Raw genomic sequence first — 13627 nt, forward strand, 5'->3', positions numbered from 1 at the left:
CGGGCCGTTCACCTGTGAGAGGAACCACGACCCAATGGACCACATCGTCACTGTTCAGGACGCTGTTACCGCGTTCGCCGACTTCATGGAGCCGACCGACGCGGAGCTGGACACGATCGAGCAGGAGATGCCGCTGATCCTGGCGGACGTCGACCTGCTCGACGCGCAGATCATCAGCCTGGACCGCACGCCGAGCGAGCTGGACGCCCGCCGGCTGCGGCGAGCCCGCCGCCGGGTGCTGGCCGCGCGGCGGGAGCTGGCCAACCGGTCCACCGTGGTCACGGGGGTGGGCGCGTGAGCACCCAGACTCTGGCCACGCAGGCGCCCGTCCTCACGTACCTGGCCACCCTCGCCATCGCTCATCCGGACCTTCCTGCCGCCTACCTCACGGTCAGCAAGTACGGCACGGGTGAGTTGGGCGTGGGGCTCGACAGTCCTGCGGCGGTGGAGGCGTGGCGGGAGGCGCTGGGCGTCACCCCGGCCGCCCTGGTCGTCGACCGGATCGGAGACCGGCCGTCGCTGGAGTTCACGGCGACCGCCTACGGAATCAAGTTCCAGGTCTACGCCACCTACACCCCGGCCACGGCGGCAGCGGGAGGCGCAGCGTGAACCGCAAGGGCCGCATCCTCCTGGTGGCCGCGCTGGTCGCGGTGGTCGGCATGGCGTTCCGGGTCTCGTGGAACGCGCTGCGGGACATCGCCGGCACGGTCGGTGCCGACACCACCGCGGCGACGCTGTACCCGTTCGTGGTCGACGGGCTCATGGCGCTCGCCCTGGTCGCCACCCTCGTCCTGGCCGGCGACGACCGCAAGTTCGCCCTCCGGGTGCTCGGCACCTACACCGCCGCCTCGCTGGTTCTGAACTACGTGCACGGCCTGGTCCCCGAGCTGCATGGGCGCGGGGTCGCCTGGGGAAGGCTCGCCGACTGGGACCCGGCGAACTGGGCCCTCGTCCTGCTGGCCACTTCGCTTCCGGTCGGCTCGATCTACTTCGGCTCTGATCTGGTTGCCAAGGTGCTGCACCACCGCACTGTCGCCCCGGCGGAGCCGGTGTACGGGCCGGACGCGCAGGAATCCGCACCCGCCCCGCACGCCACCGCACACCCCGAGCAGGCGTCCTCGCCGATCATCACTGACCCCCCGGCAGGCGTGCCCGGTTCGGAGCCGTCTGCCCTGGTCACACCCCGTGCGGACGCCGAGCGGACTCCCGCACCGCACGCCCCGTACACCGTCCGCACACCCGAGACGGAGTCCGCCGCTGAGGCACTGCGGCAGGCGCAGTTCGAGGACGCGGAGCTGGAGCGGATGCGGCAGGACGCACGCCGTGCGTACGCCGAGTCCGCACAGGCGGGCCGCCCGCTCAGCGCCCGTGCGCTGGGGGAGGCGTTCGGTATGAGCGAGTCGTGGGGGCGTAAGCAGATCCTCGCCGTACGAGACGAGGATGAGCCCTCCCGCCCGCACCTGCGGGCCGTCGACACCGCGGCAGTGTGATGGCTGCCGTCCCCGTCTACCCGTGGCGACTGGCCCCTGGCGGTCTGGCCACGCTGCGGCAACTGCGCGCGGCCGGACTGCGGCCGGGAGGGCAGGACGTGGCCGCGCAGGTCGAGCGTCCGCGCCGCCGCGGCGGCCCGCTGGTCGCCTACCTGTACCGGATCGACCAGGCCCGGCCGGTGCGCCCGATGACCCCGGCCAAGTGGGCCGCGCTGGCGAGGGCCAACACCGCTCGTCGCATCTGCCCGGAGTGCCGCCGGGACGCCGGTTACGTGATCCCGGTCGCGCTCGGCATGTGCACTCCGTGCGCCTTCCCGGACGACCAGGCCGCTGCGGCCTGAGCAGCACAGCACACCCCAACCTGACTGCCTCCCGCGAGGAGATTCGCTGTGTCCAGCCGTACCCGTGCCCGCGGCGCCAAGGCCGCGGGCGTCCACACCGTCCACATCCCCCGCCAGCGCGGACGCCGCGCCGCGCAGCCGTTCGTGATCGTCGTCCCCGAGCAGCCCTCCCTCAGCCGGGAGGCCGCCGGATGGGTGGGCCGCATGCTGTGGCGCCACCGCGGCGCCCTCGCCCCGACCGGCCTCGCCATGTTCGCCCTCGCCGCCGCCGGCGTGCTCCACACCATGGCGCCGTGGACCGGCCTGGTCCTCGCCGCCCTGGCCACCGGCCCGGCCGTGTGGGTGCTGCTCATGCAGCGCCGCCGCCCCGGAACCGGCTCCGTCCTCGCCTGGCGCATCGGCCTGGCCGCGCTGGCGACGCTGGCGGGCGGCTGGCTCGCCGCCGCAGCCGGGTTCGGTCCGCTCACCGGCCCGCTCGGCTGGCTGTGGCTGCTGCTGGGGGGCACCGCACAGACCGCCTGGCTCATCGTCCGCCGCACCCACTGACCCCCGAAGGAGTCGACCAATGGCCTCCACCAACAGCCGCGGCGGCAACGCCAACGTGCCGAAGTCGAACAAGTTCGCCAACGCCGGGGCCGCGGCCGGTGGCTTCGTCGGCGGACTGGGCAGCTCGTTCGCGCCCCCGGTGAACGTCACCATCAACCGCACCACCAACCACCACCCCGCCGGCAGCGGCGGCGGGCGCCGGCCGCACGCCGAAGCCCTGCTCCCTGAGCCGGACTTCTCCTCGCCGGCCCTGGTGCGGATGTACTGCAACGCCCTGCGGGCCGCCGCGGTGACGCTGTCCATCGAGGTGGCCATGGGCGCCGAGATCATGAAGGGCGTCCTGGCTGCCGTGCCCGACCCGGAAGGGCGGGCGTTCGGCTCGCGGATCAGGGCCCAGAAGGTGGCCCGCAAGATGCAGCGGGCCGCGGACGCCCTGCGGGACGCGGCGAAGAACGCCGCCGCCTGCCACTCCACGTTCCAGCAGGAATTCGAGGAGGAGATCAACCGCGTCCGTCACCGTGCCCGCCGGCCGCAGCAGCCGGTCATGAACTGGGCCCAGCAGTAGGGAAGGAGTGATTGTCCATGGCACGCAACAGCCGTTCGGTGGCCTACGGCCACGAAGGGACGACCGCCTACCTCGCCGACCCCAACGCAGTCGGGTCGGGCGGGGGCGTGGGCGTGTACCTGCTCAACCGGGTGAAGCCGCATCTTCCGCCCTGGCTCGGTTGGGCCGGGACGGGTCTGGCCGGGGCGCTGGGCTCGTTGCGGTGGGAAGCCTCCGCCGGAGCCGGCGTCGGTCTCACTCTGGCCTCCGTCGCCCTGACGGGGGCGACGTGGTGGGCGGGGAAGTCGACCAGTCAGCAGCGTCGTCTGCACTCGGCCATCACCGTTGCGGCGGGGTCGGCGTGGGTGACCGCTGCCTGCCTCGCCGGCCCCACCACCGGCCCGCTGGACGACCTGTTCCTGATGGGCGGGCCCGTCGTGGCCCTGTCGTGGAACGTCCGCATGGTCCTGCGCCGCAACGACGCCGACCCGCAGGGCAGTGGCGACAAGGGGCTGTTGGAGAAGGTCGGTCTTGCGCGTGCGCAGATCGGGCAGGCGAAGGTGGAGCCGAACCGGGTCACCGCGCCGCTGGCGCTGGAGCCGGGCGAGCAGACCAACGACGACGTCTCCAAGGCCCTGGCCCGGATCGCGTCCGCGCTGGACCTGCCCGTCTCCGCCGTGCGCTACCACCCCTCGCCGGACTCCAGCCGGCGAGGTGAGCTGGTCATCGTCCCGGAGGACATGCTCGCGCAGCCGGCGGAGTACGAGGGGCCGTCGAACCTGGGCGGTTCGATCGCGGAACCGCTGGTCATCGGCCGCTACGACGACGGCTCCGCTCTGGTGATCTGGCTCCCTGGCGACCCGGAGGCCAAGCGGAACAGCACGCACGTCCTGATCGCGGGCGGCACGGGCTCGGGCAAGGGCGAGACCGCGCTGAACCTGATGACGGAGATCCTGTCTCGCCGGGACGTGCTGCTGTGGGTGTCGGACCCGAAGGCGTTCCAGGACTTCGCGCCGCTGCGGCCGGGCATGGACTGGTCCGCGGAGGGCGGGGCGGATACGGAGGTTATGGTCGAGGCGGTCAAGGCCATCATCCCCGCCCGCACCCGCTGGCTCGGCGCCCACGGCTACCGGCAGTGGGTCCCCGCCGCCGCCGACACCCAGACCGATCCCGCCCACTCCTGCCAGTCCGGCCGGGCGTGCGGGTGCGCCGGCATGCCGTTCCTGGTCGCGTGGTTCGAGGAAGCGGCGAACACCCTGCGCAACCTCGGCGACGACGCGTTCACCGGGATCGCGCAGGAAGCCCGCTCCGCCGGCGTCTCCCTGATCGTGTCCCTCCAGCGCCCCTCCTACGACCAGATGTCCACCAGTACCCGGGCCTCCCTGCCGTCCGTGATCGCGCTCGGCTGCGACCCCCGCGACGAAGGGTTCTCGCTGCCCGAGGCGGTCATCGACGCCGGCGCCCACCCCGGCGCGTGGGGCAACCGGCGCCCCGGCTACTGCTACGTCGTCTCCCCAGGCATCCCCGAGGACCGCCACCCCTCCCCGGGCCGCACCTTCGCCTTCCCCGCCCGCGCCGTCCCGCTCATGGAACAACTCGCGGCATGGGCACTGCGGGAGGGCGCGAGTGCCGACCCGGTCACGGCCGGCGCGGTGACCGCGGTCGCCGGCCGCGCCTACACCGGCCGCACCGCACCCGACCCCGTCCCCGCCGCGGGCGGTCCGCGGCTGACCGCCGTACAGGGAGACAACGCCATGAACGACGAACACGGGCAGGGGTACGGGCCGCTGGTCGACCCCGAGGACGCCGGCATCGACCCCGACGCCGAACTGCCCGGCGACCAGGACGGCGACGACGCGCCGATCTTCGGACAGGAGACCGGCCGCAAGCCGTCCCCCAAGGAGGCCCGGGAACTGTTCGCGCTCGCCCTGGAGGAGTTCGAGCGGGCCGGACAGATGGTCGTGGGCCCGGTCGACTTCATGGACTGGTGCGACCGCAACAACCTCTCCCGCCCGTGGGTGTCCGCCCGGCTGAAGGAAGCCGCCATGGACGGCCGGCTGGAGCCCACGAACAGCACCGGCCGCTGGCGCATCGTCCCTACTCTGGCCGCGGCCTGACACCTGACACCGTCACGGACCCTGACACCCAAACCCTTAGGCAGACGGACTGTCACGCGCCCCTGACACCCCCGTGACACCCCGTCTCGCATCCGGCCCTGACACCCAACCGCGGGCCCGCGCCACGTCGGCGCGGGCCCGCCGGCTCACTCGAAGGGAAGCCACGCCATGCCGCACCGCGACCCGCCGGGGATCATCACCCCACACATCCCCGCCGACGCCTACCGCCGCGCCGAAGCCACCGGACAGCCGGTCGTCATCGTCATCCACACCACCGACGGCACCGGCCGCCCCCTCCGCCACTTCCTGTACCCGCTCGCCGTCGCCGGCGCCGGTGCCATCGGCATCTTCGCCACCATCGCCGCGCTGCTGGCCCTGCTCGACTTCGCCGTCCACACCGCCGTGTCCATCGCCGCCGCGACCGGCCCGATCAGCGTCGGCGGCATCACCGTCAAGCTCTTCGGCTCCAAGCGCTGACAGGAGACCACCCGTGATCCGACTCCGCATCCAGCTCACGCACTGGCCCCGCCGGGCCCTGATCCTCACCGACACCCCCCGCCCCAACTGCCCGAAGTGCGGCGGGGACGGCGGCACCAACCGCGACTACGGCGACCCGGAGACCGGAGAGTGCGCGGGCACCGACTGGGAGCCCTGCACCTGCTGGGACGAGACCCGCCGCCGGGTCCTGCTGCCCCTCCCGCGCCGGCCCTGGTGGCTGCGCCGCCGCGACACCGGCCGTGACCCGTGGGCGCCCGGCGGCTACAGCGACGAACCGCCCTTCTAGCTACGCCGAGGGCGGCCCCCCATTCCGCCAAGAACCGGGGCCGCCCTCGTTCCACCCATCCAACTGAACAGTGGAGGTCTCCCAGCATGACCCAACCGACCGCCATCGGGCGAGTGTCCGACGACCGGCCGCGCCTACTGGATCTGTTCTGCTGCGCCGGGGGTGCCGGTACTGGCTACCATCGCGCCGGCTTCCAGGTCGACGGCTGCGACATCGCCGACCGCCCGAACTACCCCTTCCACTATCACCAGGGTGACGCGCTCGCCTACCTCGCCGCGCTGATCGCGACGGGCGAGATCCGCCGGTACGCCATGGTCCACGCCTCCCCGCCGTGCCAGGACAAGTGCTCGCTGACCGTGGGCACCAACCGGTCCCAGGGATGGGGCGGCACCCACGAGGACCTCGTGGCGCCCACCCGCGACCTGCTCGACCGGACCGGTCTGCCGTACGTGATCGAGCAACCGAACGGACGCGCGGAGATCCGCAAGGATCTGACCCTGTGCGGGGAGATGTTCGGTCTCGGGGTGATCCGGCATCGCAACTTCGAGTTGGGCGGCTGGACCACGGCCCGGCCGGCGCACGTCCCGCACCGGGGCCGCGTCCGCGGATACCGGCACGGCCGCTTCTACGACGGCCCCTACGTCGCCGCCTACGGCAACGGCGGCGGCAAGCCGTCCATCACCGAGCTTCAGGCCGCGATGGGCATCACGTGGACAGACGTTCGCGAGGAACTGACCGAGGCCATCCCGCCCGCCTACACCGAGTTCATCGGCCACGCCTACCTCGCCGCCACCAACGCGTCAGGGGCGGCGGCATGAGCACCACTCGTGACCTCCTGCCCACCGCCCTCGACCTGACGGCGGCCGGCGTGCCGGTGCTGCCCCTGCGCCGGCGAAAGGTGCCGTTCGGGAACTGCCGCGCGTGCGCCAAGAACGTCTGCGGCGGACGACCGAACATGAAGAACGCCGGTCCCTGCCAGTGCCCGGCACCCTGCCACGCGTGGGCCGCCGCCACCACCGACCCACAGGTGATCACCTCGCCAGCGTGGGCGCCGGCATGGCGTGAGGCCGTCTGCATCGGCTACCACCCCGGCGGGGCCGGGCTGACCGTGGTGGACCTGGACGACGCGGCGGCCGTCGCGTGGGCCCGCGAGACGCTGCCCTCTACCCGGACCGTGCCGACGACGCGCGGTGAGCACTGGATCTACCGGGGCGCCATGACCTCCCGCAACGCGGCCCGGCCCGGCGTCGACATCAAGTCGTCCATGGCCTACGCCCGCTACCTCGGCCCCGGCACCGGCCACATCGCCGACCTGCCCGACGCCGTGCGCGCCCTGGCCATCAAGACACCCTCCCCGGCCCGGCCGGCGCCGCACGCCGTCACCGTGCCCGCAGGGCCCGGGGAGTGCCCGCACCGCACGCCCACCTTCCTGGAAAGCGGCATTGCCATGGCCGTGGAGCGGATCACCGAGGCGCGCAGCGCGGTCCACGCGACCGTGTACCGGACGTTCCTCGCCGTGCTGTCCACGCACGGCCGGTGCGGCTGCCTCACCGACACCCACGTCACGCGGCTGTTCGCCGCCGCGCAGACCAAGGGTGAGTCCCCGCGGCACTGCACCGACGCGTGGACCAACGCCCGCACCACGTTGGGACTGTGACCATGACGGACGACGACAAGAACCCCGCCCGCCAGATCATCACCGACTACGCCCAAACGCACTTCCGGTACTTCCGCACCGCCGACGGCACCGTCTACGCGCAGCGCAACGGCCACCCCGTGGCCCGCCCGATCCGCTCCCAGGGCACCACCGGCAGCCACCGCCAGGAACTCATGGTCGGACTCTTCCGCGACGGCATCGGCGTCTTCAACGGCACCGCCCTCAAGGAGGCGTTGGACCTGATCGAGGCTCTCGCGCTGACCGAGGACGTGCAGCCCGTGCACATCCGCGTTGCCCCCGGACTCGACGGAGCCACGTGGCTGGACCTCGGGCGCGCCGACGGGCAGTCCGTCCGCATCCACCCCACTGGCTGGGACATCGCCGTCCCTGACCCGCGTGAGGTGTGCTGGCGACGCACCCAGCTCACCGGGGAGCTGCCCCTGCCGGCCAAGGACACCGACGGCAAGGGTATCGACCTGCTGCTCAGGTTGTGCAACTTCGCCAACGCGGAGACGGAGTGCCTGGCCATCGCCTGGCTGATCGGCTGCCTCGGCCCGTCCGTACCCGTCCCCGCTCCGTTCCTCACCGGCCCCCAGGGCGCCGGCAAGTCCACTGGTGGGCGGATGCTCGTGCGGGTCATCGAGGGCATGAGCGGGGACCTGCGCCGGGCCCCGAAGGACGAGGAAAACCTGATCGCCGCTGTTGCGGCCGGATGGGTCACGGCCCTGGACAACCTCTCCCACATGACGCCGGACCTGTCCGATGCCATGTGCTGCATCGTCACCGGGGCTGAGAACGTCAAGCGCGCGCTGTTCACCGACGGGGACGTGTTCCGTGCCCGCTACCGCCGTCCCCTGCTTCTGACCGGCATTGACGTGGGCGTCATCCGGCCCGACCTCGCGGAGCGGCTCCTGCCCTTGCGGCTGGAGCGGCCCAAGGTCCGGCGGACCGAGGCGGAACTGTGGGCGGAGTACGCCGAGGCGCTGCCGGTCATCCTCGGGTCGTTGCTCGACCTGACGGTCAAGGTCCGTGCGGCAGAGGCGGACATCCCGACCGACCTGCGGATGGCCGACTTCGCGCACCTGTGCGCGCAGCTCGACGCGGCGACCGGCCTCGGCGCGCTGAGCGCCTACCGGGCCAGCCTGGACGACCTCAACGACGACGTCATCGAGGGCGACCTGCTCGCACAGACCGTCCTGAAGCACGCCGCCGGCATCGAGCCGGGCACCGAGCAGCGGATGACGTCGGCCGAGTGGCTGCACTGCCTCACGGGCCTCTACACGGGCGAGGACTTCCGTCCCCTGCCCAAAGGGTGGCCGACCACCGGCAAGGTGCTCTCAGACCGCCTCAAGCGCCTTCAGCCCACCCTCGCCGCCCGGGGCGTCCTCATTGACTGGGGCCGCACCAAGACGTCCCGCTACATCGAGATCACGCGGCCGGCCGCCCCACTGCCCCCGCACGAGCAAGCAGCGGCCTTCTGACCGCGCGGGACCACGACCGCCCGCACAAGCAAGAGGAGCACCCGTCCCCGCGTGCTCCTCTTGCTGTTCGGCGGCGGCGCCGCCCTGCAACGGTCGTGCCGCGAAGCGGCCCGTTCTTCACTCTCTGAGCCGCGCACCACAACAGACACCAACCCCTCCCTTGTCCGAAGTAGAAAGACTCTGCGTCACCTGCGTCACCCACCCCCCTCAAACGGTCGGTGACCTGCCCAAAGACGGGTGACGCAGACAGCCGATCTCTGCGTCACCCCGCGTCACCTGCGTCACCCGGTGACGAAGGTCTGCGTCACCGGTGACGCACCCTCCCGGTCCTGCGTCACCTCAAAGCAGCAGGTCAGGCGAGTGAATGACGCAGATGACGCGGGTGACGCAGAAATCCGCACCTCGGACACACGCGGCCACGCCCTCCCCGCTTGGAGTCCCTATGGCAAAGCCGACAGATCTCGACCCCCGCGCCACCCTCCGAGGCGGTCTCCCGGACCGGTACCTCACCCCCGACGACATCGCCGCCATGTTCGGCGTGCCCCTGGAGACCGTCTACCAGTGGCGCAAGAAGCGCACCGGACCGCCCGGTTTCCGCATCGGCAAGCACCTCCGCTACGACCCCGCCGACGTACGCGCCTACGTCACCAACCGCAAGGACGCCGACCGCGACGCTGCCTGAAACGGCCAGCACCCAGCTTCGCGCCACCACGGGGAGGCCCGCCGGCCCTCCCCGCCTCATATTCAGAAGGGACCGCGCCTTCATGGCAGGCCACATCCAAGACCGCTGGTACAAGACAGAGACCGACGCCAACGGAAAGTCCGTGAGGGTCAAGACCGACCGCTATGGCACCGGCATGCGCTACCGGGCTCGCTACATCGGCCCCGACGGCACCGAGAAGTCCAAGAGCTTCCCCGACCGTCAGAAGCGGCTCGCAGAGCAGTGGCTCGCCCAGATCGAGGCGGACATGTCGCGCGGCCAGTACATCGACCCCAAGTCGAGCCGGACCACCTTTCAGCAGTACGCGGAGCGTTGGGTGACGACGCACACGGGCGAAATCAACAGCCGTGAGGCTGCGGAACGGCGGCTCAGGCTTCACGCCTACCCCCATCTCGGCTCACGCCCCCTCGGCTCGTTCAAGCCGGAGCACATCCGGGCCTGGATCGCCGCACTGGAAGCCACCGTGCCGGCAGAGTCGCACCGTCGCATCATCGTCGGCACCGTGTCGGCCGCGCTGAGCGCGGCGGTCGATGACGGGCTACTCAGCAAGAACCCCTGCCGTGCCCGCACGGTTCAACTCCCCAAGCCGAGCAAGCCGCGCGTCGTCCCGTGGACGGCAGAGCAGGTCTTCGGCGTGCGTGCCGACCTCCCTCCGCGCTATCAGGCGGCCGTGGACGCTGGCGCGGGCTGCGGACTGCGACAGGGTGAGATCTTCGGCCTTGCCGTCGAAGAACTCGACTACGAGGGCGGGTGGCTCACCGTCGGCCATCAACTCAAGCGCATCCGCGGCAAATACGTCTTCGCTCTGCCGAAGGGTGGCAAAATCCGGGATGTCCCGCTTCCCAAAGCCGTCGCCACCGCGCTCAGAACACACGCGACGAAGTTCGAGCCGGTCGAGGTGACGCTTCCGTGGCGCACGCCTGACGGCCCGCCTGTGACGAAGCGGTTGCTTTTCAGCGGGCCTGAGGGCAATCACGTCCGCGTGAGCAACTTCAACGACCACCACTGGAAGCCCGCTCTGGCCGCCGCCGGCATCATCCCGGCACGGGAGGAGGGCGAGCGGTACGCATCGGCCCCCCAACACGGCATGCACGCACTCAGGCACTTCTACGCGTCCGTTCTCCTGGACGCCGGCGAGAACATCCGGGCCCTGAGCCAGTACCTCGGGCACAGCGATCCGGGCTTCACGCTCCGGACTTACACGCACCTCATGCCGAGCAGCGAGGGGCGTACCCGGAAGGCCGTCGACAGCCTTTATCTGACGGCTGAGCCCGGTCAACGTGCTGCGTCAGTCCACGAGGCGGCATAGAAGCCACTGGTCGGGCCGCTGCCCGCGTTTGGGGCAGCGGCTCAACCGCTGAACTGTCGGACACAAGTGTGATCAGTTGCGAAAGAATGCTGCGATGGATCAAGGGATTGCTGGCGTGATCGCCGGGATAGCGGGTCTAGTGGGTGCCGGGGTCGGCGGACTCGCCACCGCTTACGGAGCCCGAATCGGAGCGCAGAAGACGATTGAAGCCGCACAGACTCAGGTCGCCCATCAATCAGCAGCCGAGCACCGTCATTGGGTGCGCGACCAACGGAGGGAGGCCTGCGCAACCTTCCTGGACAAGTTCGGAGTCTTCGCAATGGTTGCTGTCGACTGCGTAACGGCTGTCGATCATGGAACGCGGCTCGACGAGGAGCACAGCCGCCAACTGATCGACCTTACTAGGCAACTGGTCGTCGCGAACGCACAACTGCAACTGTGGGGACCCGCTCACCTGACGGCCTGCGCCCAGGAGCTCACTAGCGCTGCCACCGCGTTCTTCCATCACCTGGCCGCATGGGAGAACGTCCGGACTGCGGGCGACGCAGAGTCCAGGCGACAGCACCAACAGAGGAGCGATGACCTTTGGCTCGCAATCCCTCTCAAGCGCAACGCCTTCATGGATGTCTCGCGCGATGTCCTCACCACGCACGAGTGAACGCCATTCGAGACCTCCCGCTGGTGTCGCCCTAACCCGTGATCACGGCCCGTAGACGGCCCAGATGACTCATCCTGGCTGCACGGCGATGAAAGCGCCGTGCTCAGACCCCCAAGGCCCTTGCTACGGCACACTTCATCTACTTCTGGCCCCTCTACACGGGCCAGGCCATCCCGATCGACTCCTGGCGGTCGCGGATGTGGCTGGACACCTGGGTCTGAGTCACGGTTTCGACAACTCCCGTCATGCGGGGAGCGCAACCGCTTACAGTGCCCCCACCTGTTTTGAACATGTTCAACAGGCTGAACGGGAGGGGAAGCGCACCATGCGCAACGGGGTCAAGGCGGCCGTCATCGGCGGCGTGTGCGTCACGGTGCTCGGCGGCGCCGGGTACGGGCTGTACAACGTCGCGTCCGCGCTGAACGGTGACGACGGCCCGGGGGGCCCGGTGGCCGTGCGGACCGGTCCGCCCAGCGGCTCCGAGGTGAAGGAGACGACCGGCGCGTTCTTCAGCGCCTGGCAGAAGGGCGACGCGGCGGCCGCGGCGTCGTACACCAACTTCCCGGAGGCGGCCCGGGAGCTGCTGTCGGCCTACGGCCACGACGCGCACATCGGCGCGGTGCGGATCACGCCCGGCCGGGCCACCGGCGACACGGTGCCGTTCACGGTGCGGGCCACCGTGTCGTACGCCGGCGCCTCCCGGCCGCTCTCCTACCGCAGCGCGCTGACCGTCGTACGCGGCCAGACCTCGCACCGTGCGCTGGTCGACTGGCAGCCCTCCGTCGTCCACCCGCGGCTGCGCAAGGGCGACACGCTCACCACCGGCGAGTCGGCCGCCCCCGAGGTCGAGGCCGTGGACCGCAGCGGCAAGGTGCTCACCCGGGTGACGTACCCGTCGCTCGGTCCGATCCTGGACGAGTTGCGCCGGCGCTACGGCGACAAGACCGGCGGCCGGCCCGGGGTGGAACTGGTGATCCGGCATCAGGCGGCGGCGGACGGCAGCCAGGTCGCGGACACCCCGCTGCTCACCCTGGCCAAGGGCAGGCCCGGCAAGCTCCCCACGACGCTCAGCGCGAGCGCCCAGGCGGCGGCCGAGAAGGCCGTGCTGAAGTACCCCGACTCCTCGGTCGTGGCCGTCAAGCCCAGCACCGGCGAGATACTCGCCGTCGCCAACAACCGCGACGACGGCTTCGACGCGGCCCTCCTCGGCGAACGCGCCCCCGGCTCCACCATGAAGATCATCAGCGCGGCGACCCTCATCGACAACGGCCTGACCACCGCGAACGGACCGGCGCCCTGCCCGCCGTCGGCCGTCTGGCAGAGCCAGACCTTCCAGAACCTCAAGGGCTTGACGCCGGACGGGCACGCCACCCTCGCCGACAGCTTCGCCCGCTCCTGCAACACGGCGTTCGTGAAGTTCGCGGACGAGGTGAAGCCCGACTCCCTCACCCGCGAGGCCGAGGACCGCTTCGGGCTCGGGCGCGACAACTGGCAGATCGGCGTGCCCACGTTCGACGGCCGGGTGCCGGCGGCCGGCGGCCCGGACACCGCGGCGGGCCTGATCGGCCAGGGCCAGGTCCAGATGAGCCCGCTGAACATGGCGTCCGTGACGGCCACCGCGAAGACCGGCACCTTCCACCAGCCGCTGATCGTGCCGCTGCGGCTGGACGACCGGAAACCGGCCCGCGCGCGCGGCCTGTCGCCGGCCACGGCCCAGCAGCTGCGCGCCATGATGAACCGCACCGCGCGCAGCGGCACCGCGGCCGGCGTGATGGCCGGGATGGGCGGGGACGTCGGCGCGAAGACCGGCTCGGCGGAGGTCGACGGGGAGGCGCGGTCGGACAGCTGGTTCACCGGTTACCGCGACGACGTCGCCGCGGCGGCCATGGTCCAGGACGGCGGGCACGGCATCGACGCCGCCGGGCCGATTGTCGCAAGCGTGCTACGGAACGCGGGCTGACGTCACCCGGGAAGACGGG

The 13627-nt window shown here is 71.3% G+C and carries 16 protein-coding genes; all 16 read left to right on the top strand.

Features of this window, described 5'->3' with window-relative positions:
* Positions 1 to 34: 34 nt before the first annotated feature.
* The 16 genes from ACZ5DC_RS15735 to ACZ5DC_RS15810 all read left to right on the top strand — a co-directional run bounded on the left by ACZ5DC_RS15735 (position 35) and on the right by ACZ5DC_RS15810 (position 13608).
* Positions 35 to 298, top strand: a complete 264-nt coding sequence (locus ACZ5DC_RS15735; RefSeq protein WP_468653023.1) for a DUF6284 family protein — start codon at positions 35 to 37, stop codon at positions 296 to 298.
* Positions 295 to 609: a hypothetical protein gene (locus ACZ5DC_RS15740; protein WP_468653025.1), complete on the top strand. Its 315-nt coding sequence runs from the start codon at positions 295 to 297 to the stop codon at positions 607 to 609. Before ACZ5DC_RS15735 ends, ACZ5DC_RS15740 begins: the two co-directional genes overlap by 4 nt.
* A gap of 50 nt (positions 610 to 659) precedes the next feature.
* On the top strand, positions 660 to 1490 hold the full coding sequence (locus ACZ5DC_RS15745; RefSeq protein WP_468653537.1) for a DUF2637 domain-containing protein: 831 nt from the start codon (positions 660 to 662) through the stop codon (positions 1488 to 1490).
* The gene (locus tag ACZ5DC_RS15750) at positions 1490 to 1831 is read left to right on the top strand and encodes an RRQRL motif-containing zinc-binding protein (protein WP_468653027.1); all 342 of its coding nucleotides are present in this window, start codon (positions 1490 to 1492) and stop codon (positions 1829 to 1831) included. Before ACZ5DC_RS15745 ends, ACZ5DC_RS15750 begins: the two co-directional genes overlap by 1 nt.
* Before the next feature lie 48 nt (positions 1832 to 1879).
* Positions 1880 to 2377, top strand: a complete 498-nt coding sequence (locus ACZ5DC_RS15755) for a hypothetical protein (RefSeq protein WP_468653029.1) — start codon at positions 1880 to 1882, stop codon at positions 2375 to 2377.
* Between the two features lie 19 nt (positions 2378 to 2396).
* Complete coding sequence (gene traA / locus ACZ5DC_RS15760; RefSeq protein ID WP_468653031.1) at positions 2397 to 2942, top strand: plasmid transfer protein TraA; 546 nt, start codon at positions 2397 to 2399, stop codon at positions 2940 to 2942.
* 17 nt (positions 2943 to 2959) lie between these two features.
* Entirely contained in the window at positions 2960 to 5038 is a 2079-nt protein-coding gene (gene traB / locus ACZ5DC_RS15765; RefSeq protein ID WP_468653033.1) for a plasmid transfer protein TraB, read from the top strand.
* Between the two features lie 168 nt (positions 5039 to 5206).
* On the top strand, positions 5207 to 5515 hold the full coding sequence (locus tag ACZ5DC_RS15770) for a hypothetical protein (RefSeq protein WP_468653035.1): 309 nt from the start codon (positions 5207 to 5209) through the stop codon (positions 5513 to 5515).
* A gap of 13 nt (positions 5516 to 5528) precedes the next feature.
* Complete coding sequence (locus ACZ5DC_RS15775) at positions 5529 to 5822, top strand: hypothetical protein (protein WP_468653036.1); 294 nt, start codon at positions 5529 to 5531, stop codon at positions 5820 to 5822.
* A gap of 86 nt (positions 5823 to 5908) precedes the next feature.
* Entirely contained in the window at positions 5909 to 6640 is a 732-nt protein-coding gene (locus tag ACZ5DC_RS15780; RefSeq protein WP_468653038.1) for a DNA methylase, read from the top strand.
* The gene (locus tag ACZ5DC_RS15785; RefSeq protein ID WP_468653040.1) at positions 6637 to 7479 is read left to right on the top strand and encodes a bifunctional DNA primase/polymerase; all 843 of its coding nucleotides are present in this window, start codon (positions 6637 to 6639) and stop codon (positions 7477 to 7479) included. Before ACZ5DC_RS15780 ends, ACZ5DC_RS15785 begins: the two co-directional genes overlap by 4 nt.
* Positions 7480 to 7481: 2 nt before the next feature.
* The gene (locus tag ACZ5DC_RS15790; protein WP_468653539.1) at positions 7482 to 8960 is read left to right on the top strand and encodes an ATP-binding protein; all 1479 of its coding nucleotides are present in this window, start codon (positions 7482 to 7484) and stop codon (positions 8958 to 8960) included.
* Positions 8961 to 9402: 442 nt separating this feature from the next.
* Positions 9403 to 9642 (top strand): helix-turn-helix transcriptional regulator, encoded by a 240-nt coding sequence (locus ACZ5DC_RS15795; RefSeq protein WP_468653042.1) that lies wholly within the window; start codon positions 9403 to 9405, stop codon positions 9640 to 9642.
* A gap of 82 nt (positions 9643 to 9724) precedes the next feature.
* Positions 9725 to 10990 (top strand): tyrosine-type recombinase/integrase, encoded by a 1266-nt coding sequence (locus ACZ5DC_RS15800; RefSeq protein ID WP_468653043.1) that lies wholly within the window; start codon positions 9725 to 9727, stop codon positions 10988 to 10990.
* Positions 10991 to 11084: 94 nt separating this feature from the next.
* On the top strand, positions 11085 to 11648 hold the full coding sequence (locus tag ACZ5DC_RS15805; protein ID WP_468653045.1) for a hypothetical protein: 564 nt from the start codon (positions 11085 to 11087) through the stop codon (positions 11646 to 11648).
* Positions 11649 to 11973: 325 nt separating this feature from the next.
* A complete protein-coding gene (locus ACZ5DC_RS15810) occupies positions 11974 to 13608 on the top strand; it encodes a penicillin-binding transpeptidase domain-containing protein (protein WP_468653047.1) in 1635 nt (544 codons plus the stop codon).
* Positions 13609 to 13627: the final 19 nt, after the last annotated feature.

It is taken from the genome of Streptomyces sp. NPDC031445 (assembly GCF_055581365.1).

Excerpts from the sequence above, each read along its gene's own strand:
- ACZ5DC_RS15735 (WP_468653023.1), top strand. The coding sequence starts at position 35 with ATGGACCACATCGTCACTGTTCAGGACGCTGTTACCGCGTTCGCCGAC.
- ACZ5DC_RS15745 (WP_468653537.1), top strand. The coding sequence starts at position 660 with ATGGCGTTCCGGGTCTCGTGGAACGCGCTGCGGGACATCGCCGGCACG.
- ACZ5DC_RS15750 (WP_468653027.1), top strand. The coding sequence starts at position 1,490 with ATGGCTGCCGTCCCCGTCTACCCGTGGCGACTGGCCCCTGGCGGTCTG.
- traA (WP_468653031.1), top strand. The coding sequence starts at position 2,397 with ATGGCCTCCACCAACAGCCGCGGCGGCAACGCCAACGTGCCGAAGTCG.
- traB (WP_468653033.1), top strand. The coding sequence starts at position 2,960 with ATGGCACGCAACAGCCGTTCGGTGGCCTACGGCCACGAAGGGACGACC.
- ACZ5DC_RS15770 (WP_468653035.1), top strand. The coding sequence starts at position 5,207 with ATGCCGCACCGCGACCCGCCGGGGATCATCACCCCACACATCCCCGCC.
- ACZ5DC_RS15780 (WP_468653038.1), top strand. The coding sequence starts at position 5,909 with ATGACCCAACCGACCGCCATCGGGCGAGTGTCCGACGACCGGCCGCGC.
- ACZ5DC_RS15785 (WP_468653040.1), top strand. The coding sequence starts at position 6,637 with ATGAGCACCACTCGTGACCTCCTGCCCACCGCCCTCGACCTGACGGCG.
- ACZ5DC_RS15790 (WP_468653539.1), top strand. The coding sequence starts at position 7,482 with ATGACGGACGACGACAAGAACCCCGCCCGCCAGATCATCACCGACTAC.
- ACZ5DC_RS15795 (WP_468653042.1), top strand. The coding sequence starts at position 9,403 with ATGGCAAAGCCGACAGATCTCGACCCCCGCGCCACCCTCCGAGGCGGT.
- ACZ5DC_RS15800 (WP_468653043.1), top strand. The coding sequence starts at position 9,725 with ATGGCAGGCCACATCCAAGACCGCTGGTACAAGACAGAGACCGACGCC.
- ACZ5DC_RS15805 (WP_468653045.1), top strand. The coding sequence starts at position 11,085 with ATGGATCAAGGGATTGCTGGCGTGATCGCCGGGATAGCGGGTCTAGTG.
- ACZ5DC_RS15810 (WP_468653047.1), top strand. The coding sequence starts at position 11,974 with ATGCGCAACGGGGTCAAGGCGGCCGTCATCGGCGGCGTGTGCGTCACG.